Origin of the sequence: Luteipulveratus flavus, from assembly GCF_029439465.1 — a bacterium.
Lineage (GTDB): Bacteria > Actinomycetota > Actinomycetes > Actinomycetales > Dermatophilaceae > Luteipulveratus > Luteipulveratus flavus.
Genome location: NZ_JAROAV010000021.1, coordinates 51,893 through 75,586 on the forward strand (window position 1 = coordinate 51,893; position 23,694 = coordinate 75,586).

General features: G+C 71.0%; 19 protein-coding genes. 12 read left to right on the forward strand and 7 right to left on the reverse strand.

Annotation, left to right across the window (positions count from 1 at the left end; genetic code table 11):
* Window positions 1-3 precede the first annotated feature (3 nt).
* Genes P4R38_RS05680 through P4R38_RS05690 form a run of 3 tightly spaced genes read left to right on the forward strand, consistent with a single transcriptional unit; the run spans window position 4 to window position 2,914 of the window.
* Window positions 4-990, forward strand: coding sequence for a D-2-hydroxyacid dehydrogenase (locus P4R38_RS05680; RefSeq protein WP_277191393.1), 987 nt, complete (start codon window positions 4-6; stop codon window positions 988-990).
* The gene (locus tag P4R38_RS05685) at window positions 987-2,402 is read left to right on the forward strand and encodes an amidase (protein ID WP_277191394.1); all 1,416 of its coding nucleotides are present in this window, start codon (window positions 987-989) and stop codon (window positions 2,400-2,402) included. Before P4R38_RS05680 ends, P4R38_RS05685 begins: the two co-directional genes overlap by 4 nt.
* 11 nt (window positions 2,403-2,413) lie before the next feature.
* Window positions 2,414-2,914 (forward strand): DUF3830 family protein, encoded by a 501-nt coding sequence (locus P4R38_RS05690; RefSeq protein WP_277191395.1) that lies wholly within the window; start codon window positions 2,414-2,416, stop codon window positions 2,912-2,914.
* Window positions 2,915-3,116: 202 nt separating this feature from the next.
* On the opposite strand, the gene P4R38_RS05695 is transcribed toward P4R38_RS05690, so the two are convergent.
* The 3 genes from P4R38_RS05695 to P4R38_RS05705 all read right to left on the reverse strand — a co-directional run bounded on the left by P4R38_RS05695 (window position 3,117) and on the right by P4R38_RS05705 (window position 6,510).
* Entirely contained in the window at window positions 3,117-4,403 is a 1,287-nt protein-coding gene (locus P4R38_RS05695; RefSeq protein ID WP_277191396.1) for an HNH endonuclease signature motif containing protein, read from the reverse strand.
* A gap of 128 nt (window positions 4,404-4,531) precedes the next feature.
* A complete protein-coding gene (locus P4R38_RS05700) occupies window positions 4,532-5,587 on the reverse strand; it encodes an EcsC family protein (protein ID WP_277191397.1) in 1,056 nt (351 codons plus the stop codon).
* 425 nt (window positions 5,588-6,012) lie between these two features.
* Window positions 6,013-6,510: a hypothetical protein gene (locus P4R38_RS05705; RefSeq protein ID WP_277191398.1), complete on the reverse strand. Its 498-nt coding sequence runs from the start codon at window positions 6,508-6,510 to the stop codon at window positions 6,013-6,015.
* Window positions 6,511-6,695: 185 nt separating this feature from the next.
* Between P4R38_RS05705 and P4R38_RS05710 the strand changes: the two genes are divergently transcribed.
* The 5 genes from P4R38_RS05710 to P4R38_RS05730 all read left to right on the forward strand — a co-directional run bounded on the left by P4R38_RS05710 (window position 6,696) and on the right by P4R38_RS05730 (window position 16,213).
* On the forward strand, window positions 6,696-8,774 hold the full coding sequence (locus P4R38_RS05710; RefSeq protein ID WP_277191399.1) for a hypothetical protein: 2,079 nt from the start codon (window positions 6,696-6,698) through the stop codon (window positions 8,772-8,774).
* Between the two features lie 3 nt (window positions 8,775-8,777).
* The gene (locus P4R38_RS05715) at window positions 8,778-10,433 is read left to right on the forward strand and encodes a class I SAM-dependent DNA methyltransferase (RefSeq protein WP_277191400.1); all 1,656 of its coding nucleotides are present in this window, start codon (window positions 8,778-8,780) and stop codon (window positions 10,431-10,433) included.
* Window positions 10,434-10,441: 8 nt separating this feature from the next.
* Window positions 10,442-11,689, forward strand: a complete 1,248-nt coding sequence (locus P4R38_RS05720; protein ID WP_277191401.1) for a restriction endonuclease subunit S — start codon at window positions 10,442-10,444, stop codon at window positions 11,687-11,689.
* Window position 11,690: 1 nt separating this feature from the next.
* Complete coding sequence (locus tag P4R38_RS05725; protein ID WP_277191402.1) at window positions 11,691-14,891, forward strand: type I restriction endonuclease subunit R; 3,201 nt, start codon at window positions 11,691-11,693, stop codon at window positions 14,889-14,891.
* 230 nt (window positions 14,892-15,121) lie between these two features.
* Window positions 15,122-16,213 (forward strand): fibronectin type III domain-containing protein, encoded by a 1,092-nt coding sequence (locus P4R38_RS05730; RefSeq protein ID WP_277191403.1) that lies wholly within the window; start codon window positions 15,122-15,124, stop codon window positions 16,211-16,213.
* Between the two features lie 86 nt (window positions 16,214-16,299).
* Here P4R38_RS05730 and P4R38_RS05735 read toward each other — a convergent pair whose 3' ends face one another.
* On the reverse strand, window positions 16,300-16,983 hold the full coding sequence (locus P4R38_RS05735) for a TetR/AcrR family transcriptional regulator (RefSeq protein ID WP_277191404.1): 684 nt from the start codon (window positions 16,981-16,983) through the stop codon (window positions 16,300-16,302).
* An 88-nt stretch (window positions 16,984-17,071) separates the two neighbouring features.
* On the opposite strand from P4R38_RS05735, the gene P4R38_RS05740 reads away from it, so the two are divergent.
* Together P4R38_RS05740 and P4R38_RS05745 are read left to right on the forward strand one after the other, a co-directional pair.
* Window positions 17,072-18,007, forward strand: a complete 936-nt coding sequence (locus P4R38_RS05740; protein WP_277191405.1) for an RDD family protein — start codon at window positions 17,072-17,074, stop codon at window positions 18,005-18,007.
* Window positions 18,004-18,561, forward strand: a complete 558-nt coding sequence (locus P4R38_RS05745; protein WP_277191406.1) for an LOG family protein — start codon at window positions 18,004-18,006, stop codon at window positions 18,559-18,561. The genes P4R38_RS05740 and P4R38_RS05745 overlap by 4 nt, the downstream gene beginning before the upstream one ends.
* Here P4R38_RS05745 and P4R38_RS05750 read toward each other — a convergent pair.
* Entirely contained in the window at window positions 18,530-19,015 is a 486-nt protein-coding gene (locus tag P4R38_RS05750; RefSeq protein WP_277191407.1) for a VOC family protein, read from the reverse strand. The genes P4R38_RS05745 and P4R38_RS05750 overlap by 32 nt on opposite strands.
* Window positions 19,016-19,042: 27 nt before the next feature.
* Here P4R38_RS05750 and P4R38_RS05755 point away from each other — a divergent pair, with 27 nt between their 5' ends.
* The gene (locus tag P4R38_RS05755; RefSeq protein ID WP_277191408.1) at window positions 19,043-19,957 is read left to right on the forward strand and encodes an AraC family transcriptional regulator; all 915 of its coding nucleotides are present in this window, start codon (window positions 19,043-19,045) and stop codon (window positions 19,955-19,957) included.
* Window positions 19,958-20,025: 68 nt separating this feature from the next.
* Here the strand turns inward: P4R38_RS05755 and fahA are convergent, their stop codons facing one another.
* Window positions 20,026-21,243 carry a fumarylacetoacetase gene (gene fahA / locus P4R38_RS05760; RefSeq protein ID WP_277191409.1) on the reverse strand — a complete coding sequence of 406 codons (1,218 nt, stop codon included), beginning with the start codon at window positions 21,241-21,243 and terminating at the stop codon, window positions 20,026-20,028.
* Entirely contained in the window at window positions 21,240-22,088 is an 849-nt protein-coding gene (locus P4R38_RS05765; protein WP_277191410.1) for a hypothetical protein, read from the reverse strand. Before P4R38_RS05765 ends, fahA begins: the two co-directional genes overlap by 4 nt.
* Before the next feature lie 100 nt (window positions 22,089-22,188).
* Between P4R38_RS05765 and P4R38_RS05770 the strand changes: the two genes are divergently transcribed.
* Window positions 22,189-23,481 (forward strand): homogentisate 1,2-dioxygenase, encoded by a 1,293-nt coding sequence (locus P4R38_RS05770; RefSeq protein WP_277191411.1) that lies wholly within the window; start codon window positions 22,189-22,191, stop codon window positions 23,479-23,481.
* Window positions 23,482-23,694 lie beyond the last annotated feature (213 nt).

The following is a 23,694-nucleotide window of genomic DNA, read 5'->3' on the forward strand; positions in this document are numbered from 1 at the left end:
GTGGTGCGCCTCACCCCTCCCGCCGTCGTCGTCCTCTGCTCGACACCGCAGGAGCGGCCCGCTCACCTGGAGCCTCTCGCCGGGCGGGTCGAGCTGCGGTTCACCGACGCGGCCGGGCTAGCGGATGCGCTGCCCGGAGCACGGGCGCTCCTGCTGTGGGACTTCTTCTCCGACGCCCTGCGGGGTGTCTGGGACCGGTGCGGCGGGTTGGAGTGGATCCACGTGGCCGCCGCGGGCGTGGACCGGCTGCTGTTCGAGGAGCTGCGCGCCTCGGACGTCGTCGTGACCAATGCGCGCGGGGTGTTCGACCGGCCGATCGCCGAGTTCGTCCTCGCATCGGTCCTCGCTCACGCGAAGCTGCTGCACGAGAGCCACGACCTGCAGGCGGACGGAGTCTGGCAGCACCGCGAGCCGCGGGCCGTCGAGGGCGCCTGTGCGCTCGTGATCGGCACCGGCGGGATCGGGCGGGCGACCGGCCGGCTGCTGAGCGCGGTCGGCCTGCGGGTGAGCGGCGCGGGCCGGACGGAGCGGCCGGAGGACCCCGACCTCGGGCAGGTGTACGACAGCGGCCGGTTGGCCGAGTACGTCGGGGAGTTCGACTACGTCGTGAACGCCGCCCCGCTGACGAGCGCCACCCGGGGGCTCGTCGACGCGAGTGTGCTCGCCGCGATGCGTCCGTCGGCGTACCTGGTCAACGTCGGGCGTGGAGCGACGGTGGTGGAGGACGACCTGGTCGACGCACTGCGGAGCGGCGCGATCGCCGGGGCGGCGCTGGACGTCTTCGAGGCCGAGCCGCTGCCGACGGACTCGCCGCTGTGGTCGATGCCCGGCGTGGCCGTCTCGGCGCACATGTCGGGCGACGTCGTCGGTTGGCGGGACATGCTCGCGCGGCAGTTCGTCGACCAGGCGCTGCGCTGGGTCGAGGGTCGGGCGTTGGAGAACATCGTGGACAAGCGGCTCGGCTACGTCCCCGGGCAGGTGGTCTCGTGACTGCTTCGCTCAATCTCCTGCCGGCTGCAGAGCTGGTCGCCGGATTTGGTTCCGGCGCATGGGATCCCGTCGACGCGTACGAGGCGTCGGTGGCCGCCGTACGCGAGCTGGACCGTCACGTGAACGCCATCGTCATGCTCGACGAGGAGGCCGGGGCGCAGGCGGCGAAGGAGTCGGCACGACGCTGGCAGAGCGGCGAGACGCTCAGCCCGGTCGACGGTGTCCCCATCACGATCAAGGACATCGTGCTGACCCGCGGCTGGCCGACGCTCAAGGGCAGCAGCCTGGTCGACAGCTCCGGACCGTGGGAGGACGACGCGCCCGCGACCGCTCGGCTGCGCGAGTCGGGTGCGGTGATCTTCGGGAAGAACACGACGCCGGAGTTCGGCTGGAAGGGAGTCACCGACTCGGCCCGGCATGGCGTGACCCGCAACCCGTGGGACCCGTCGCGGACGTCCGGCGGGTCCAGCGGGGGAGCGGCAGCAGCCACCGCGCTCGGGATGGGCACGTGGTCCGTGGGCACCGATGGTGGTGGATCTGTCCGGATACCAGGATCTTTCAGCGGTGTGGTCGCGCTCAAACCCACCTACGGACAGGTCCCGGTCTGGCCGGCGAGTGCGTACGGGACGCTCTCGCACGTCGGCCCGATGACCCGCACGGTCCAGGACTGTGCGCTCCTGCTGGACGTCCTCGCCCGTCCCGACGCCCGCGACTGGTCGGCCCTCGGGGCGCCCGCGTCGTCGTACGCCGGTGCTCTCGACGGTGGCGTGGCGGGCCTGCACGTCGCGTTCTCGCCGGACCTCGGGTACGGGCACAACGACCCAGCCGTCGATGCGGCGGTGCGCGCGGCGGTGGAGGTGCTGGCCGACCTGGGCGCCCGGGTCTCGGAGGTCGATCTGGGGCTGGACGACCCGGTGGAGGCATTCCACGTGCTGTGGTTCAGCGGTGCGGCGAAGGTGCTGCGGGGCTTCGACCCCGAGGCGCTCACCCGCGTGGAACCCGCTCTGGCGCAGGGCATTCGGGAGTACGGCCTGGACGCGAGTGCTGCGGACTACCTCGACGCGACCGAGGTGCGGATGTCGCTCGGCCAGCGGATGGGAGAGCTGCACCGGACGTACGACGTGCTCGTCACGCCGACTATGCCGATCACGGCGTTCACCGCGGGTCAGGCGGCGCCGGACGGCTGGCCGTCCTGGCTGTGGACGTCGTGGACGCCGTACACCTACCCCTTCAACATGACCCAGCAGCCGGCGCTCACCGTGCCGTGCGGGTTCGACTCCGACGGTTTGCCGATCGGGTTGCAGGTGGTCGGGCCTCGGCATGCCGATGCGCTCGTGCTGCGCGTCGGGCAGGCGTACGAGCAGGCCACCGGCTGGCACACCCGCCGTCCGCCGTTGCTGAATCAGGTGTGAGGAGAACGGCTGTGGCCCGCTTCATCACGATCACCCTCGACCTGCGCCAGGTGTCGTGCACCGCGCGCCTGCTGGACGACGCCGCACCACGCACCTGCGACGCGGTCTGGGGCGCGCTGCCGCTGACGGCGCCCGCGTTCCACGGCAAGTACGCTCGCAACGAGGTGTACGGGCTGCTCACCGAGCTCGATGCTCCCGAGCCCGGCCCGGAGAACACCACCATCACTCCGATCCCGCGCGACGTGTGCTGGTTCAGCTTCAGCGGCGACGACCTGGGCAACCCGGCGTACGGGTACGAGTCGGAGAGCGAGCACCGCGCGGCCTCGCGCATCGTGGACCTGGCGATCTTCTACGGCCGCAACAACCTCCTGATCAACGGCGACCAGGGCTACGTGCCCGGCAACGTCTTCGCCGAGATCACCGACGGCTACGACGAGATGGTCGCGGCGTGCCAGGACGTATGGATGGGCGGCGCCCGCGACGAGACTCTGACCTTCGCACGCGCCGAGTAGCGACCGCCGACGGTCGACCGCCCGAGCTGTTGCCCGGATCGATGCGGCTGGTGAGCCATCGCTGAGTCTCCGTCACGGGTTCGCTGCCGACGCGAGAGCCGCCTCACGCCGATGGGCTGCTACCGGGCCATGTGTCGGCGGGCCACCGGGTTCGGCGCACGCCGGGCGGCCCGCCGTGGTCGGCGGGCTGTGGGCGGGGTGGTCATGGGGGTGATCCGGAGTCTCGGGTCAGGTCCCAGGTGACTCCGGTGGGGGTGACGGTGGCGGCCAGGTCGCAGCGGTGGACCAGCGTATGGTGGCGGCCGCAGAGGAGTGCGGCGTTGCCGAGGTCGGTCGGGCCGCCGCGGGACCACCACGTGACGTGGTGGGCGTCGCACCACTGGGCGGGGATGGTGCAGCCGGGGTAGGTGCATCCTCGGTCGCGGTGCCACAGGGCGCGGCGTTGGGCGGGGGTGAACAGGCGGACCTCGGCGCCGACGTCGAGCACCTCCCCTCGCGACCCGAGGACCATCGGGATGATCCCGGCGTCGCAGGCGTGCCGGCGGACCTCGCTCGCGGAGATGACCTCGCCGGTCGCTGTCACTCCCGCGCCGCGCAGGCCGTCCTTGAGCTGCTCGAGGGTCATCGTCACCACGACCTGCGCCTTGGTCGAGCGAGGGGCGTCGCCGGGTGAGGAGACGCCTCGGCGGATGACGTCCAGCAGGGCGTCGGCCCGGCGTTGCGCGGCAGTGCGAAGGTCGGGCTCGCCGTCCGGGCCGGGGACGGGAGCAGACAGGCCGGCTACCGCGGCATCGACGATCGCCGTCGCGTCCGGACCTGCGAGCAGCCGGTACTCGGCCAGCCCGGCGGGACCCGGGCGCTTCGTCAACGACCGCCCACGAGAACGAGCGTCGTGCTCCGCGTCGAGGTCGCGTTCGGGCTTGATCAGGGCGCCGGCGTACCTGATCGCGGTGGTGAGCTCCCGCGGCGTCAGACCGGTGCCGTCCGGTCCGTCGACAGCCGAGGCGACCAGATCGCCGACCACCGGCTCGACGTGGTCCGGATCGGCGACGGGTGCGACGTCGCACTCGAACCGGGCGAGCTGGTCGGCCTTGCCCAGCCCGAGGTGGCCACCAGCGAACGCCTCCCACACCGCCCGCGCCGCGGCCCGGTCCGCGGTGGCTGCGACTCGCAGGAGCCGGGCGGTGTGGGACGGGTCGGCCACCGCGGCGCTGCCGGCGCGTTGCTGGCAGGCGCGGACCCAGTCGATCGCGCCGTACCCGTGCTCGGTGTGCAGACCCCGGCTCAGCCCTTCCCGGGCGGCGGTGACCTCGATCCGGTCCAGCACCGCCCGGGCCGCCGCGACGCTCGCGAGGAGCTGCTCGACCTGGCCGCCGGACAGTGCCCACAGCGCCGCCGCCTCGACACCCGCCAGTGCCGACACCGCGGCGTCCATCGCCTGGGGCACCGAGTGCGCCAGGGCGACAGGCGAGAGCGGCTGAACGGCCATGACTCGAACATACATTCGAACACCGACAGCGTCCGCGCGGCGATCGTGGCTGTCAGGACATGTGCGCTCTCGCTCACCGTTCCTTACTGCTTCACCGACAACGCGTGGAGGTGCCGGTGGAAGGGGACTCAGCGGACCGACAGGTCCGCATCCTCGACGGCGCGCGCGTCCGCGGTTTCGTCCTCCAGAATGGCGAGCACGGACAGGTGGTCGTCCTGGTCCTCCGGCTGCCGACGCGCATCGTCGGCTTGTGGAACGTGCGCGGGCGGCAGGTCGTACTTTTCTCGCAGGAACCTCTCGCGGTACAGAAGATCAGCGTCGGTGGCCGCGTTCATCAGCGACGCGGCATTCATGCCCGCTCCGATCACCACGCTGACGACAGGAACGGCTTGGCCGAGCTTCTTCTTGGTCAGGCGGATCCCGAGGCGGTGGAACACCGCCTGGATTATCTGCGTCACCTGGCTCTGGTTCAGCTGCTTCCACGTGGCGTTCCGGGCGAGTGCCTGGCTGAGCTTGGTGAGCTCGACGTAGGCGGCGTTCTTCGCGCCCTGCCCGCTCATGCAGTAGCCCATGACGCCCAGGGCGTAGATGCGCTCTTCCGGACGGTCCACGTCATACCCGTAGTACGCGGCTGTCTGCGCGATCAGCCGCGATGTGCCTCCGAGGACAGCGGCGGCGTCAGCGCTGATGGCCGTCACGACGACGGCGGCAGCCGGTGCGGTCGCCAATCCTCCGCTGGCGACCGTGCCGGCGGCGGCAGCTGCTTGAGTCGTCGTCACCGCCGCGCCGGCGGTCGCGCCGGTACTCAGGCCCCAGGCCGCGTAGCGCAGGTCGAGGGCGGGCTTCACGTCATCAATCTGCTCGAGCTCGAGCTTTCGGATGTCGCGGACCCGTTCGACGTGCTGGTGCCCATCTTGCTGGAAGGCGCTGACGACCGACGTCTTCCGAAGGGTGGACTCGCCGGCTCGTGTCACCGTACCGACCAGACCCTCGACGGCGTGGGCCATGGCGCGCCCGAACTCGTCGGCTCCGGGCATCGACCCGACGCGGTCGCGTGCGGCAGCGCCTGCGGCTGCCATACGGTGTCGAGCGGACTTCGGAAGCAGATGCCGCGGCGAGCGTGCTTCGCGCTTTCGGCGCGCCTCTTGGACGGCGTCCCACGCTTTGCGGTCGTAGTCGTTCATCGTCGGCGTTGTCATGAATTCCCCTGTGTGAGTGCTGCTCCCGCGCGGCAGCGTAGGACGTGAACGTTCGAGTCGTACTCGTTTCGGCAGCGTGGGTCGGGCGCGCCCCTCCGCACGCCCGACCCACGCCTCGATCCGGTCACGCCTGCGTGGACGGATCGTCCGGGCGCCGGCGGCGCACCGGCTTGGACGTCAGGTGCCACTGGTGGCAGTCGGCGCATCGGTAGCAGCGACGCTCCTGGCGTCTGGTTCCGGCGAGGTCGCCGCCCTCATCGGCGAGCTGCCGTGCCTTCGCAGCGTCCCGAAGGGCCTGACGAGCTGCGCCGCGGCTGAGACACCGCTTGCCCGTCGCCGGGCAGCGCGGGAAACGAGGAACCGGACGGTACGTCCGTCGCAGCCGGCGATGGCGTCGCCACCCGGCCATGTCAGCGAGCCGTCCAGTCGTTGCAGCCCGACGACTCGAAAAACTTGTCCGAGGCCTTGATCACCACGACCGACTGACCGGACGAGTTGTTGTTCGCGATGATCCCGTCGAACCCGTCGGCGCTCTTGAGCCGAGCCCAGTAGCAGTTGCCGCTGTCGGGGGTAGTGGAGGTGTAGCGGCCCGGCTGGACATCGACGCCGACCTCGTACGTGCCGTCGCCGGGAATCGTGGCTCCCGCGTTCGCGGAGCCGCCGCCGGCCGCGGTCGGTGTGGCGGTGACGGTGACGGTCTCCGCCGGCGGCGTGACCGTCTCCGCCGGCGGCGTCACGGTGACGGTCGCCGCGGGCGTCCCCTCGTCGCCGGCGACGGTCTGGGTCACGGCGGGCGTCGCTCCGGTGACGGTGTTGCCCGAGCCGCCGCTCGCGGCCGCGCTGCCGATCCCGATCGCGGCGACGGCGGTGACCGTGTAGCCGATGATGTGCTTGGTCTTGCTGTTCATGTCGAGCCCCTTGTCCGCTGGGCGAGCTCCTGTCGAGCCCGGCTGGCTGAACCATCCGCCCTGAGCTCTTGACACATCGAGCAAGAGCACCGATAAGGGGAGTTATCGCGCGTGCCTTCCGTCAATGCGTTCGTCGCCCCTAGTGTTCTCGTGTCCGGGATCACAGCGTCGGAGGGAGGGAAATCATGACGGTCACGACGACCGTGCCCGCATCGGGCGGGCTACGCATGTCGCTCGCGGATGTCGCGCGGCTGACCCAGGTGCAGCGCGCCGTCGTCACGATGTGGCGCAAGCGCACCAACCGTGCCGGCGTCGCCTTCCCGGAGCCGGTCGGGACCCGCTCGGGTCACGCGGAGTTCGACGCCTTCGAGGTGGCCCGCTGGCTGGAGGCCACCGGCCTCGGCAACAACCCGGACGCACCCGCCGACGTCGTCGCCCACGCCCGTCCGTCCGAGGCGATGGCTGCGTCTGCGTCGTACGACGTCGTCACCGCGCTTCTGGCCCTCGCAGCGGCGTCCCACGAGCAGCTCGCCGGCCTGGACCGCGACGAGGTGCTCGACCTGGCCGAGGACGTCGACGCCGACGACGCGTTCCTGCTGACGGAGGCCGAGGCGTTGCCGCAGGACTGCTCGGCGCTGCTGGCGTACGTCGACCGGCTGGCCGACGCGGCGTACTCACCGGAGCGCGCGCTGGACCTGGTCACCGAGCAGCACCGTCGCCTGTCGGGTGGCGCCGCACGCCGGCACGCGCTGCGGTCCGAGGCGCGAGAGCTGGTCTCCCGTACGGCGTGTGCCGTCGCCGAGGCGCTGGACCTCTCGTCGTGGGCGTTCGTCGACCCGACGCGCGGCGGTTGCGACCTGCTACTCGCGACGGCGCTGGCCGCTCGGGACGCGCAGCCGGTGACCGTGCTGACGGGGGAGTACGCGTCGGTCGAGGCGCGCCGCGCCCGTCGTCGGCTGCGAGCACACGACCTCGCCCACGAGCCGTGCGCGGTGCAGGACGGTGTCGTACTGATCGATCGGCCGGCGGTCGTGGTGGCGCATCTGCCCGACCCGGCGCGGCCCGGCATGGCCGTCGGCGAGATCCTGCGCGAGGTCGACGAGCTCACGCTCCAGATGGGTGCGGAGCAGTGGGCGTTGGTGCTCGCACCCGCGAGCGCGCTGTCGGACCGGTTGCGTTCGGACGCCGACGAGCGGGCGCGGGACGCGATCATGCGCGACGGCCGCCTGCGGATGGTCCTGCGCCTTCCGGCGGGCATGGCGACGCACCTGGGGCAGCAGCAGCTGACGCTGTGGTTGCTCGGCCCGGCGCACCCGGACGTGCCGCCGAGCGAGCGGCGCACGGTCCTCGGCGACCTGACCGGCGTCGAGCTGACCGAGGCGGTGTACGACGAGGTGGCCACGGACGCCGTGGCGGCCCTGGCGCCGCCCCGGCTGGCGGCGGCGCACCGGTGGCACCACGGCAGCACGGTGCTCACGTCGCGGCTGGTTCGGCAGCGCGGGGGCCTGATGACGTTCGCGACGGCGGAACCCGTTGACAGCCGTACGGACTCGGCGGCCGCCGTCCTCGCGATCGACGGACTGCGTACGGCGCTCGACGTCGGTGCGGCCTGGACGCTCGGCGCGGGCGAGGAGGGGCGCCGGCAGACCGTGACGGTGCAGCACGCCCAGGAGATCGGCGCGCTGCGCGTCCTGTCGGGCCATCGCATCCGCGCGCACGACGTCCGGGTCGGTGCGGGCGGCGGTGTCGCGGTGATCGGCCCGGACGAGGTGTCGGGCTCCGCCCGCTGGGGTGAGCGGCGGATCGACCGGTTCGACCTGGAGGCGACCTACCCTGGCTCCAGACTGACCGAGCCTGGAGACGTGGTCTTCGCGACGAGTGGCCGGGTCGTCGCCCGGGTCGACCGGCGGGGAGGCAGCGTGGTGCAGGCGCCGGCGCGGGTGATGCGCCTCCGGGCCGTCGAGAAGTGGCGTGGTGCGCTCAGCCCGGACGTCGTCGCTGCCGACCTGAACGCCCAGCCGCGCGCCGGGAACGCCTACCGCGCCTGGCAGCTGCGGATCGTCTCCCGTGAGGCGACCGCGCCGCTGGCCGACGCCGTCGCCGACATCGAGGCGATGGCGCAGGAGGCGCAGCGGCGGCTTGCAGACCTGCGGGACCTGCGTACTCGTCTCGTCGACGGCGTCGCCGCCGGCGCCGTGACGATGACCGACCAGACCAGAAGCATTGACACACAGCACGATTCGACACAGAGAGCAGGACGCTGACGTATGCCTCCGAAGAAGAAGGTCGACGCCACGGTGCCGTCGACGATGAAAGAGCTCAAGGACACGCTGTGGAAGGCGGCCGACAAGCTGCGCGGTTCGATGGACGCCTCGCAGTACAAGGACGTGATCCTCGGCCTGGTCTTCTTGAAGTACGTCTCGGACGCGTTCGAGGAGGCGCGTGGTCAGATCCGTGCGGAGCTGAGCGCGGACGGCTGGTCGGAGGATCAGATAGCGTCGGTCATCGACGACACGGACGAGTACGTCGGTCGCGGCGTCTTCTGGGTCGGGACGCACGCGCGCTGGACCTACCTCGCGAACCACGCCAAGGGCCTGCCAGCGACGGCAGGTCAGCCCGCCAAGAGCGTCGGTGACCTGATCGACGACGCGATGGATCTGCTGATGGGGTCGAACCCCTCGCTGAAGGGCACGCTCCCGCGCCTGTACGGCCGCGACAACGTCGACCAGCGCCGGCTGGGGGAGCTGCTGGACCTGTTCAACAGCGCGCGCTTCACCGGGCACGGCGTCTCCAAGGCGCGCGACCTGCTGGGCGAGGTGTACGAGTACTTCCTGGAGAAGTTCGCCCGGGCGGAGGGCAAGCGGGGTGGCGAGTTCTACACGCCCGCCGGGGTCGTGCGGGTGCTGGTGGAGGTGCTGGAGCCCGACCACGGCCGCGTGTACGACCCGTGCTGCGGGTCGGGCGGCATGTTCGTGCAGGCGGAGAAGTTCCTGGAGGCGCACGGCAAGGACGGCTCCGACATCGCCGTGTACGGGCAGGAGCTCAACGAGCGCACCTGGCGGATGGCGCAGATGAACCTCGCGATCCACGGCATCGACACCCAGGGCCTGGGCAGCCGGTGGGGTGACACGTTCGCCCGCGACATCCACCCGGACGTCAAGGCCGACTTCGTCATGGCGAACCCGCCGTTCAACATCAAGGACTGGACCCGCAATGAGGAGGACGCGCGCTGGGCGTACGGCACGCCGCCGCGCAACAACGCGAACTACGCGTGGATCCAGCACATCCTGTCCAAGCTGACGCCGACGGGCACGGCGGGTGTGGTGATGGCGAACGGGTCGATGTCGTCCAACTCCGGTGGTGAGGGCGACATCCGCGCGAACCTCGTGGAGGCGGACCTGGTCTCGTGCATGGTCGCCCTGCCGACGCAGCTGTTCCGCTCGACCGGGATCCCCGTCTGTCTGTGGTTCTTCGCCAAGGACAAGAGCAAGGGTGCGGGCGGGTTGGTGGACCGCAGCGGGCAGATCCTGTTCGTCGACGCCCGCGAGCTCGGCCACATGGTCGACCGCGCCGAGCGTGCGCTGTCCGACGACGACATTGCCCGGATCGCCGACACCTACCACGCCTGGCGCGGCACCAATGGCCGGTCGAGTAGGGCCGAGGCGCTAGCCGAGGGCCGTATCGAGACCAAGGACGAGGAGTACGCCGACGTGCCCGGCTTCTGCCGAAGCGTCACCCTCGCGGAGGTCAAGGAGGCCGGGTACGCCCTGACGCCAGGCCGGTTCGTCGGTGCGGCTGAGGCCGAGGACGACGGCGAACCGGTCGAGCAGAAGATCGAGCGCCTCACGAAGGATCTGCTGGCGGCCATGGACGAGTCCGCCCGTCTCGACGCCGCCGTCCGCACCCAGCTCGGGCGGCTCTGATGGCGCGAGTGACGACTACCGGCGGTCGAGCGGCGGTCGGCGGTGTTTCGCTCGGCCGGATCGCCATCAGCATCGGCGAGCCGAACATCAGCACACCGGACGGCTTTCGATGGACCGCGCTGAGCGCCGTCGCGCGCCTGGAAAGCGGACACACGCCGAGTCGGAAGCATGCTCACTACTGGGATGGTGATATCCCCTGGGTTGGTGTCCGCGACGCGACCGGCAACCATGGCTTGGTCATTGATGACACCGCACAGCATGTGACACAGGCCGGGATCGACAACTCTTCGGCACGAGTCCTTCCTGAGGGCACCGTGTGCCTCTCTCGAACTGCGTCGGTCGGATACGTCGTGACGCTCGGCCGACCGATGGCGACGAGCCAAGACTTCGTGAATTGGGTGTGCGGTCCTGATCTGGATCCGCGGTATCTGCACTACGTGCTGATGCTGGAGCAGGAAAGCATCCGTCGATTCGCGCGAGGAACGACTCACCAGACCATGTACTACCCGGAGGCTAAGGCGCTCCACGCCCTGCTCCCATCGAGGCCACAACAGACCGCAATTGCAGACGTATTGCGTGCGCTCGACGACAAGATCGCCGCGAACCGCACCGTCATCGACCGGGCCGACGACCTCGCCCGCGTCATGTATGCCTCCGCGTCCGCCGCCTCAGGCGTGCAGGTGCCGCTGTCGTCCCTGGCGCAGTTCGTCAACGGGAAGGCGTTCACCAAGGACGCCACCGGCACCGGCCGAGTGGTAATCCGGATCGCCGAACTGAACAGCGGCCTTGGCGGATCGACCGTGCGGAACGACCTTGAGGTGGCGGACCAGCATGTGGCACGCGCCGGTGATCTGCTGTTCGCGTGGTCCGGATCGCTCACGGTGCACCGCTGGTTCCGTGACGAAGCGATTGTCAATCAGCACATCTTCAAGGTGATCCCTGCTGAGGGTGTCCCGATGTGGGTCGTCAACGGTGCGGTTCGGTTGAAGCTCAGGGAGTTTCAGGCGATTGCTGCCGACAAGGCGACGACGATGGGTCACATCCAGCGTCGGCACCTGGATGAGCCAGTTGCCGTACCGAGTGAGACCGCGCTTGCGTCACTCAGCGACAAGATGACGTCCCTGTGGGAGCGTGCGCTGTCGGCGGAGATGGAGAACGAGCGGTTGGCGGCGACGCGGGATGCGTTGTTGCCGCTGCTGATGTCAGGCAAGGTCCGCGTCAAGGACGCCGAAGCAACAGTGGGGGAGATGGTGTGAGATGGCACTGACCGCAACAGGTTTCAGCGAGGCCGACTGGGAGGAGCTCGCGCTCGACACGCTCGGCGAGCTCGGCTGGCAGCCGAAGGAAGGCGCCGCCCTCGCGCCCGGCTCCGGCGAGCGCGAGTCGTGGGACGACCTGGTCCTGCGCGGCCGGCTGCTGCAGGCGATGCGCGACCTCAACCCCGGCGTACCCGAGCAGTACCTCCAGCAGACGATGGCCGACATCCTCGCCCCGAAGAGCCAGGACGCCATCACCGAGAACCACCGCGTCCACGACCTGCTGGTCGGCGGCTACCGGGGCACGACGTACGTCGACCACGACGGTGTCGAGCAGCACCCGACGATCCACCTGATGAGCACCGACCCGGACCGCAACGACTGGGTCGCCGCCCACCAGGTGACGATCCGCGACCGGGACCGCGAGCGCCGCTTCGACGTCGTCCTCTACTGCAACGGCCTGCCCGTCAGCATCATCGAGCTGAAGAAGGCCGGCTCGAAGACCGCGACCGTCGCCGCCGCGCACGCCCAGCTGCAGACGTACGTCGAGGAGTTCCCGATGGCGTTCCGGTTCGCGGTGTGCACGGTCGCCAGCGACGGCGTCCAGGCGCGCTACGGCACGCCGTTCACTCCGCTGAACCACTTCGCGGTCTGGAACGTCGACGACAGCGGCCACCCGATGGCCATCGGTGAGGCGGACGAGGACGGCAGGCCCGTCACCGAGCTCGAGCTCACCCTGCAGGGGCTGTTCAACCTCGAACGGTTCGTGCAGCTGCAGCACAGCTTCACCGCGTTCGACGAGGACGAGCGCGGCCTGGCCAAGCGGATCGCCAAGCCGCACCAGTACTTCGCCGTCACCAAGGCCGTCGCCAGCACCATCGAGGCGGTCGGCTCCGACGGACGCGCCGGTGTCGTCTGGCACACCCAGGGCTCCGGCAAGTCGATGGAGATGGAGCTGTACGCCAACCTCGTCAGCCGCCACCCCCGGCTGCTCAACCCGACGATCGTCGTCATCACCGACCGCAACGAGCTGGACGGCCAGCTGTACGGCGCGTTCGACAAGAGCCTGCTGCTGTCCGAGTCGCCGAAGCAGATCACCCGCCGCGCCCAGCTGCGCGAAGAGCTGACCGACCGCGTCACCGGCGGCATCTACTTCACGACGCTGCAGAAGTTCGGCAAGACCAAGGCCGAGAAGGAGTCCGGCGCCGACCACCCGGTGCTGTGCGACCGGCGCAATGTCATCGTCATCGTGGACGAGGCGCACCGCAGCCACTACGACGACCTCGATGGCTACGCCCGCCACCTCAAGGACGCTCTGCCGCACGCGACCCTGATCGCATTCACGGGTACGCCGGTGGCACAAGGGGATCGGGACACCCGCAAGGTCTTCGGCGACGACATCGACGTCTACGACCTGAACCGCGCGGTCGAGGACGGCGCCACCGTCCCCGTCCTCTTCGAGCCGCGGCTGATCAAGGTCGAGCGCAAGGGCGACCTGGACGACGAGTCCCTCGACGCCGCCGCCGACGAGGCCACCGCCGGCCTGGACGACGCCGAGCGCACCAAGGTCGAGCAGAGCGTCGCCGTCCTCAACGCGGTGTACGGCACGCCGGCCCGGCTGGCGACGCTCGCCGACGACTTCGTCGCGCACTGGGAGGCTCGGCGCGAGCGGATGCGTCCGTTCATCGGGGCCGACGGCAAGGCGATGATCGTGTGCGCCACCCGCCAGATCTGCGCCGACCTGTACGACGCGATCACCGCCCTGCGCAAGGACTGGCACTCCGACGACATCAGCAAGGGCGTGATCAAGGTCGTCTACTCCGGCGACCCGTCGGACACCGGCGCCGTCAAGAAGCACGTCCGCCGTCCGTCCGAGAACGCCACGATCAAGCAGCGGCTCAAGGACGTCGACGACGAGCTGGAGATCGTCATCGTCAAGGACATGATGCTGACCGGTTACGACTCGCCGCCGCTGCACACGCTCTACCTCGACCGGCCCATCAAGGGCGCGCTGCTCATGCAGACCCTCGCCCGGGTCAACCGCACCTTCCGCGGCAAGGAGGAGGGCCTGCTCGTCGCGTACGCCCCGGTCGCGGACAACCTGACCAAGGCGCTTGCCGAGTACACCGTCGCCGGCGGCCGCGACCAGCGCGACGCGGTCGGCCGCGGAGTGGAGGAGGCCGTCGAGCTGGCGCTCGACCTCGTCGTCAAGCTGCGTGCGCTCGTCGCGCCGGTCGACTGGAAGGGCATCTGGAGCGCGGACCCCAAGCGCGGCTTCGCTCACGCCGTGCAGGCGACGACGAACTTCCTGCGGACCGCAACACCCGGCCAGGGCGACGACGACAGCGAGACGCCGGCGGCGGCGTACCGGCGTCTGTCCACGCAGCTCGCCCGCGCCTGGGCGCTCGCACCGCGCTCGGAGGAGCTGGAGAACCTGCTGCCCGAGCTGCGCTTCTACGAGGAGGTGCGCGTCTGGATGGCCAAGTTCGACGTGGCCGACCGGCAGGCGCGCGGCGAACCCGTGCCTGAGGACGCCGCCCGGTTGCTCGGCGAGCTCATCGTGACCTCGACCGAGGCGGGCGGGATCGTCGACATCTACGAGGCGGCCGGCCTGCCGAAGCCGAGCCTGTCCGACCTGTCCACCGACTTCGTCGAGAAGGCGCAGCAGTCCAGCGCGCCCCAGCTGGCGATCGAGGCGCTGCGCGCCAGCATCCTCGCCGAGAGCGCCCGCGTGACGCGCGGCAACGTCGTCCGGCAGCGCGCGTTCTCCCAGCGGCTGGCCGAGCTGATGGCGAAGTACACCAACCAGCAGCTGACCTCGGCCGAGATCATCGCCGAGCTGGTCGAGCTGGCCAAGGAGGTCGCAGCCGACGCCGACCGGGGCAGCCGGTTCGACCCGCCGATGAATGGCGACGAGCTCGCCTACTACGACGTGGTCAGCGCCAACGAGTCCGCGGTCGACGTGATGGGCGACGACGTCCTTGCCCAGATCGCCCGCGAGCTGGTCCAGGTGATGCGGCGGGACGTCCGTACGGACTGGACGGTGCGCGACGACGTACGGGCCAAACTGCGGTCGTCGATCAAGCGGCTGCTGGTCAAGCACGGCTGGCCACCGGACCAGCAGCCGGGCGCGATCAAGGACGTCATGGAGCAGATGGAGGCCATGGCTCCCCGCTACGCCGAGGAGCGCCGCCGTCGCTGACCGATGCGCTGGACCTGTGACGGGGAGAGCGTCAGGACTCACTCTCTGGCACAGGTCCGAGCGCGAGCGAAATCGTAAGGAGAAGTGCGACTGGACGCACCTTTCCGTACCGCTCAAAGGCAGCGACGACTGATCCCGCTGTGAACGCGGTGGTATCAAGTTCCGGGCATCGACGTCCTTGGGTGATGTGCGTCTCACCTGGGAGGCGCCCATCCGAACGGGGAACCACCATGCAGCACCGCACGCGCACCCTCGCCGCCGTCCTGAGCACCACGACCCTCGGTCTCTTCGCCGGGGGAGTAGCCATCGCCGGTCCGGCGGCGGCGATCAACCCCTGCCAGAGCTCCAACCCGCCGGAGTACTGCTACACCGACCCGGACCCGGGCCCGGCCGTCCCCGGCGCGCCCGGCTCGCTGACCGCCGTGTCCGTGCTGCAGAGCGACGTCACGCTCAGCTGGACGGACGCGTCCGGCGCGCAGACCTCCTACTTCGTCCGGCGCACCGTGAACGGCGTCGCCGGCACCCCGGTGCAGCTGGGTTCCACGGCCACCGGCTTCTCCGACCACGGCGTCCCGACCGGCACGACCGTGACGTACGACGTGTACGCCCAGAACTGCGACGACACCGGCCAGTGCGTCAACGGCTCAGCCGCCCGGAAGGTCGCCACCACCAAGCCGGCGCCCTCCGACGCGGTCCTGTCCTCGATGTCGGCGGCGCAGGACGGGTACTACACCTACCCGTACGGCTGGACCGGCCGCGCGGTCTGGAACCCGTCCGGGTCGTACACGCTCAAGGGGACCGCGGTCGACTGGGACACCACCTCGCCGATCACCGTCCGCCTGGACGACTCGGGCACCAGCCGGACGGCCACCGCGAACGGCACCGCGGCGGGCTTCAACGTTGCGAACCCGGGGTACGGCGACGCGCACGCGTTCTCGTTCGGCTGGACGCCGATGTCGACCGTGCCCGGTAACCACTCGGCGTGCGCGACCGCGCTCAACGTGGGCGGCGGCTCGGACAGCGCGCCTTGGTGCTGGGGCTACTTCGTCGACGGCCCGCCGACGAACCTGGCCATCACCAAGGCCGCCAACACGGTGGACGTGACGTTCATCGACGCCTCCGACCACGAGACCGGCTACTACCTCCAGCGTGAGACCGCACAGGGCTGGGTGTCGGTCGGCAGCTCGCTCGGCGCCACGACCGGCCACGGCACCCGGCTCTCCATGCGGGAGTACGCGTCCGTCGGGTCCGGCGTCTGCTACCGGGTGCTGATGACCGACGCCAAGGGCCAGGTGCCCAGCGCACCGGTCTGCACCGCCTGAACGCGACCGGAGCCGTGAGGGAAGGTGCGCAGGAGCGCACCTTCCCTCACGGTTTCACGGCTTCACGGCTTCACGGCTTCACGGCTTCACGGCTTCACGGTGTCGGGCGTAGGCGAGGTCCCCGAGTCCAGCAGGGACGCGTCGCCGCCGTTCTCCTGCACGATGCCGGCCAGTGCGTGCCAGATCAGCAGGGTGAGGTGCTTCCCGATCTCGGCGCGCGTCATGGTGCGGCTGTCGAGCCACCACTCGCCGGTTGTCAGGCAGAGGCCGACGATGGCGTGCGACCACGGCTCGGCCAGCGCGGTGTCGAGCCCGAGGTGGCGCAGCTGCCCGGCCATCAGGCCGGCGAGGGCCGCGGCGATGGAGCTCTTCTGCGCGGCCAGGATGTCGCCGTCACCCCGGTGGTGGATCAGCAGCCGGAACACCGACGGGTGCTCCTCGATGACGGCGAGGTACCCGTCGACCGCGGCGCCGATGCGCTCCCGCATCGGGCCCGGCGCGACCAGGGCGGGCAGGACCCGCTCGGCGACCCGGGCGCTGCCCCACGCCGCGACGGCCGCGTGCACCTCGTTCTTGTCGGCGAAGTAGCGGTAGAGCACCGGTTTGCTCGCCTGGGCCTCCCGGGCCATCTCGGCGACGCTCGCATCCGGGCCGACCCGGTCGATCGTGCGTACGGCGGCTTCGATCAGACCCGCGCGCCGCTGCTCCCGGTGCTCGTCCCACCGGGTGGTCCGCCGGTCGACCCGGTCGACCTGGTCACGTGCTGTCACGGCGTCACCGTAGTGCGCCCCGCTGACGGTCCGCGCCGTGTGCCGACACCGCGGCCGGTGCCGGTCCCACCGGTGAGAGGATGCGCGCATGGCGCAACGTCCCTCCGGGTGGTACGACGACCCTGACGACTCGACGCAGCTGCGGTACTTCGACGGCATCCTGTGGACCGAGCGCCGCATGCCGAAGGTGCTGCCCGGGCTGGCGGAGTCGACGATCGGATCGCCGCCCCGCCCCGAGCAGCCGTACGCCGGGTCGCCGGCCGCGACCACGTCCCGCGCGCCGGGGTCCGGGGCGGGTTCCGGGGCGGGGTCCGGGCAAGGGTCGTCCTCGGGTACCCCTGAGCAGAACCCCTGGCAGGCGCCGCCGCAGGGCGGGTCCAGCCGCGTGCCCGGGGGCGAGCACCACGGTGAGTGGCCGGGTGGCCCCGCGCAGACCGGCCAGCACCCGCAGCGGCCGCCGGTCCCGACGACCCCGGACGGCCGGCCGATCAGCGGGTGGTGGCGTCGGTTCGGCGCGTACGCCCTCGACGGCATGCTCGTCTTCGTCATCAGCGCGGTCGCGTCGTGGCCGTGGGCGCAGAGCTGGTTCGAGACGTACGCGGACTACGCCCGCGACGTCACCGACGCCCAGCAGCGGGGGCTGACCACGCCGTCGGCGCCCGAGGCGCTGCAGGAGCTGCCGTGGCAGTGGCTCCTGATCTTCGTCCTCCTGCTGGCCGTGTACGAGATCGGCTTCACGGTCTGGCGGGGCCAGACGATCGGCAAGATGATCACCGGCATCAGCGTCCGGCAGCTCGAGCACGCGACCCTCCCGACGCTCAGCGAGGCGGCGGTGCGGTTCGTCGTCAAGGGGATCGCGGCGATCCTCGCGCCGGTCACCGTGCTCAGCGGGCTGGGCACGCTCTTCATGATCGCCGACGGGCTGTGGCCGCTCGGTGACCGCAACCGTCAGGCCGTGCACGACAAGGCGCCGGGCACCGTCGTCGTGGTCGGCCGGGTGCACCGGCAGAGCCCGCTGCAGTGAGGCGGGTCGCTCTCTTCACGGGGTCCTCGTTCGGCGCCGACGACCGGTGGCGCCAGGCGGTGGCCGACCTCACCGCCTTCTTCGCCGAGCGCGGCGTCGGGGTCGTCTACGGCGGCGCGTCCGTCGGGCTGATGGGCGTGGTCGCCGACACGGCACTCGCGCACGGCGTCGAGGTGATCGGTGTCATCCCGCGCGCGGTCTTCTCCGCCGAGGTGCCCCACCACGGGCTGACCGAGCTGATCCAGGTCGAGTCGATGCACGAGCGCAAGGCCGTGATGGCCTCGTACGCCGATGCCTTCGTCGCACTGCCCGGCGGGCTGGGCACGCTGGAGGAGATCTTCGAGGTCTGGACCTGGCGCACCATAGGCCTGCACGACAAGCCGGTGGCGTTCTACGACGTGGACGGCTACTGGTCGCCGCTGCTCGGCGCGCTCGACCACATGGTGGCGGCCGGCTTCGTCCGGGCGCCGGCGCGCGACGGGCTCGTCGTCGCCGATCGCCCGGACGGTCTGTGGGCGGCGCTCAGCCGTCCTGCTGGCTCACCCACTCCTTGACCCGACGCTCGGCCTCCTCGTCCGAGACGTCCTCCACGCGGGTCATGATCGACCAGCGGACGCCGAACGGGTCCAGGACGGACGCGAACCGGTCCCCGGTGACGAACGTCGACGGTGCCTCCCGCACGGTGCCGCCGGCCTTCTCGGCGGCCGTCGTCGTGGCGTCGCAGTCCGGCACGTAGATCGCGATCGAGTGCGTGGCGGCCGCTCCCGAGGTCGGCGCCGCGATGCCGTACGCCTCCGCCGGGTCGCTCAGCTGCAGGCGGCCCTGCTCCAGCTCCAGCTCGGCATGGGCGACCGTGCCGTCCGGGCCGTCGGTGCGCGACACGAGGCGTGCCCCGAAGACGTCGGTGTAGAAGTCGATGGCGCGGGCGGCGCCGTCCACGCACAGGAAGGGGGTCAGCGAGGTGTAGCCCGCCGGACGGTAGGTCGTGCTCGGTGATGTCTGGGTCATGTCGGCCATCCTGCCTAGGCTTCGAGGGTGGCGTCTTGGACGAATGCGACATCGACCCGACCCCGGCACGTCGGGCCGTACGGCCGTGGCGACGGGCTGGGCGAGATCGTCCACCCGCAGCGCACCGACCAGGTCCTGGAGCGGGGGCGGCTCGAGGTGACCTCACCGGCGCTGGCGGCGTACGCCGACCGGTTCTGGACGGTGCGCTGGCGGCGGTACGACGCCCCGGTCGAGTTCAGCGAGGTCATCACCAACCCGGTGTGCCACCTCACCTTCGAGGACGGCCGACGGTCCGACGGTGGCCCGCTCGTGCGCCACGGCATCGAGCTGCCGGCCGCCGTGCTCACCACGGTGTGGACCGACCGGTTCCGGGTCCGGCTCGAAGGCGAGGCACGGGTCATCGGGGTGCGCTTCCGCCCTGGTGCGATGGCCGCGATCGCCGGCCGGCCGCTGGCCGCGGACCAGAGCCTGACCGTCGACGACGTGCTCACCGGTGCCGGCGCCGTCCTGCGCCAGGTCCTGGCGGAGCCGTCCGACGAGCGCCGGCGCACCATCGTGCAGGACTGGCTCGAGCCGCAGCTGCCCGAGCCGGCGCCCGACTACCTCGCCGTCTCGGCGCTGGTCGACGAGATCCGCCTGGACGCATCGATCGTGCGCGTCGACCAGATCGGCTCCTCGGCCGGCCTGTCGGTGCGCTCGGTGCAGCGGCTGTTCCGTCGCTACATCGGCGTGACGCCCAAGTGGGTGCTCCTGCGGTGCAGGCTGCAGGACGCCGCGGCCCACCTCGACGACGACCCCTGCACGGATCTCGCCGACCTCGCGACCCGGCTGGGGTGGTACGACCAGTCCCACTTCGTCCGCGACTTCCGCCGCTTCCTCGGCGTCACACCGGGTCGGTACGCCCGCGACGCCCGTACGACGCCGCCGTCCGCGATGCCGTGAGAAGTGGCCCCGCCTGGCGAGGCTGCCAGGGCCACCGCCCGCGATCTCGTGGGAGGTGGCCCTGAGCGTCAGCGGGCGGGGAGGATCGTCCCCGTCACCTCGCCGAGCCCGATGCGGGTGCCGTGCGGACCGGGCGCCGTACCGGTGATCGTCACCGTGTCGCCGTCCTCCAGGAAGGCGCGGGTCGTCCCGTCCTTCAACGTGATCGGCTCCTGGCCGGCCCAGGTCAGCTCGAGCAGCGAGCCGCGCTCGCCCTTGTCGTGCCCGGAGATCGTGCCCGACGCGAACAGGTCGCCGGGGCGCAGGCTCGCGCCGTTCACGGTCAGGTGGGCGAGCATCTGGGTGGGGGACCAGTACATGTCCAGGTACGGCGGGTGCGACACCACCGTCCCGTTGATCGCCACCTCCAGGGAGATGTCCAGGCCGAACAGCGCCGAGCCGCGCAGGTAGTCCAGCGGCTGCGGGTCCTGGCCCGGGAGGTCGACGCGCGCGGCGGCCAGCGCCTCCATCGGGACCACCCAGGCGCCGACGGACGAGGCGAAGGACTTGCCGAGGAACGGTCCGAGCGGGACGTACTCCCACGCCTGGATGTCTCGGGCCGACCAGTCGTTGAACAGCGTCATGCCGAACAGGTGGTCCTCGGCCTGGTCCACGCCGACGCGGGTACCCACCTGCGTGGAGTCGCCGACGACGAAGCCCAGCTCGGCCTCGATGTCCAGGCGGACGCTGGGTCCGAACACCGGAGCGGGGTCCTGCGGGCCCTTGCGCTGCCCGGTCGGGCGGACGATGTCGGTGCCGCTGACCACGACCGTCCCGGCGCGGCCGTGGTAGCCGATCGGCAGGTGCTTCCAGTTCGGGGTGAGCGCGTCGCCGTCCGGGCGGAAGATCGAGCCGACGTTGGTCGCATGCTGCTCGCTGGCGTAGAAGTCGACGTAGTCCGCGACCTCGAACGGCAGGTGCAGCGTCACCGCGTCCAGGTCGTACAGGAACGGCTCGACGCAGCCGCGGCGCGTGTCGTTGGTGAGCATCTCCACGATCCACGCGCGCCCGGCGGCCCACGCCGAACGTCCCTCGGCCAGAAAGGCGTTCAGGGTCCCGGTCTGCCAGACGAGGGCCGACTCCATCCCCGCGGCCTCAGCCGCGGCGCCGAGGTCCAGGACGCGGTCGCCGACGCGGCAGCCGACGCGCGCCTCACCGTCACGGGGCGAGAACACGCCGTACGGCAGGTTGCTGACGCCGAACAGGTGGTCGGAGGGCAGCTGCAGCCAGTCTGCGGCCACGGTCATGGGCGGGTCTCCTCGATGAGTCGTAGGTCGGCCAGGTCACGGATGGGGTCGAGCACATCACAGCAGCCGTAGGAGTGGAACTGGTCGCGGACGGCGCGTACGGCCGTGTCGTCGAGGGCGCGGACCTGGTCGGCGAGCTCGGCCGAGTCACGTTGCGCCAAAACGGTTCCCACCTCGGACGCGGAGTCGCCCTGGAGCGCCCGGTGGGTCGCGAGCAGGACGTTGAGGACGCCGTGCTGCTCCTCGTCCCCGGCCGGGGTGGACGCCGTGTGGGCGACGGCGTGGTGCAGTCCGCCGGTGAGCTTGAACGCGATGCCGTGCTGCACGGTCGCGACGACGAACGCCGCCAGCTGGTGGACGGTCGGGACGGGCGTGCGCTCGGTCGAGCCGGTACGCAGCTTGGCCCGGACCTGCTGCCCGTCGGCGAGCTCGGACAGGTCCTGCAAGGCCGCCAGCCCGGCCTCGTCCGGACTCACCTCGACCGCGAGCGGGACCCCGAGGTCGAGCGCGTCCCGCCAGTGCGGCCCGTGGCCGAGCTCGATGCCGGCGAGCGAGTGACCCTCGGCGTCGGCGAGCAGGTGCGCGGCGCTGAGCAGCCGGCCGAGGTCGGCGCCGGGGCGCCCGACGACCGCGATGGTGAGCGGTGACGCGCCGCTGACCGCCTCGTTGACCAGATCGGTCGGGAGCAGCAGCGGCCCGACCAGGTCGGCGTACGTCGCGCCGCGTCTGCGCTCGCGTCGCGCGATGGCGTCCGGCAGGCTCGCGTTGCCCGGAGGAAAGACCGCGGCATCGTCGACGAGACCGATGAACAGCGCACGTGGGGGCAGCGTCCGCGGCGTTGACATGGCCGTCACGCTACTGCATGCTCGGCGGGCCGATGATACAGATGCGTCCGTTTATCGGACGCGCGCTCACGGGTTCAGCCGAGCGACGAAGGGGCACACGATGGCGCACTACCGCTCGCAGGGCAGCATCCCGCCCAAGCGGCACACCCAGCACCGCGACGAGAGCGGAAACCTCTACTACGAGGAGCTGATGGGCGAGGAGGGCTTCACCGCCGACTCCTCGCTGCTCTACCACCGCGGCATCCCCTCGGCCATCTCCGACGCCCGGGTCTGGGAGCTCGGCGACTCGCTCGCGACGACGCCGAACCACCCGCTGATGCCCCGCCACCTGAAGCTGCACGACCTGTTCAGCGCCGACGACACCGGAGTCGACGCCGTGACCGGGCGCCGGCTCGTGCTCGGCAACGGCGACGTCCGGATCTCCTACGTCGTCGCGGACACGGTGAGCCCCTGGTACCGCAACGGCATCGGCGACGAGTGCGTGTACGTCGAGCGCGGGAACGCCCGGGTGGAGACGGTCTTCGGGACGTTCGACCTGCGCCAGGGCGACTACCTGGTCATCCCGCGCGCGACGACCCACCGCTGGCTGCCGGTCGTGGCCGGCGACGAGGGCTTCGTCGAGCCGCTGCGGGCGTACTGCATCGAGGCCAACTCCCACATCGCACCGCCCAAGCGGTACCTGTCCCGGTACGGCCAGCTGCTGGAGCACGCGCCGTACTGCGAGCGGGACCTGCGCGGCCCGGACGGTCCGCTGCTGGCCGAGGGCATCGGCGCCGAGCGGGACGAGCCGACCGAGGTCTACATCAAGCACCGGGGAAGCGGCCCGCAGGCCAGCGGCGGCATCGTCGGGACGGTCTACACCTACCCGTACCACCCGCTGGACGTGGTCGGCTGGGACGGCTGCCTCTACCCGTACGCGTTCAACATCGAGGACTACATGCCGATCACCGGCAAGGTCCATCAGCCGCCGCCCGTGCACCAGGTGTTCGAGGGCTACAACTTCGTGATCTGCAACTTCGTGCCGCGCAAGGTCGACTACCACGAGCTGTCGATCCCGGTGCCGTACTACCACTCCAACGTCGACAGCGACGAGATCATGTTCTACGTCGACGGCGACTACGAGGCGCGCAAGGGTTCGGGCATCGGCAAGGGCTCGATCTCGGTGCACCCGGGCGGTCACGCGCACGGCCCGCAGCCCGGCGCCACGGAGAAGTCGATCGGCGTCCACTACTTTGACGAGCTCGCGGTCATGGTCGACACGTTCCGTCCGCTGGAGCTGGGCGAGGCCGGCCGCACGGTCGACGACGGCAAGTACGCCTGGAGCTGGGTCGGCGGACGGACCGACCCGCCCGAGTCCGCCCCCGGCAGCACCGAGGTCTTCAGCACCAGCTGACCACCGGCCGCCGGTTGAGCCGGTCCGAGGCGCCGGCTGTGTACGCCGGTTGAGCCGGTCCGAGGCGCTAGCCGAGGACCGTGTCGAAACCCCGTGACACGCAGGGAGACTCTCCCTGCGCGTCCGGCGGCCTCGACGGCTCCACCTCGCTCCGCAGGCTCGACCAGCGGCCGGTCGCTCCGACGACGGGCGACGGACGCGTGAACGCGGTCG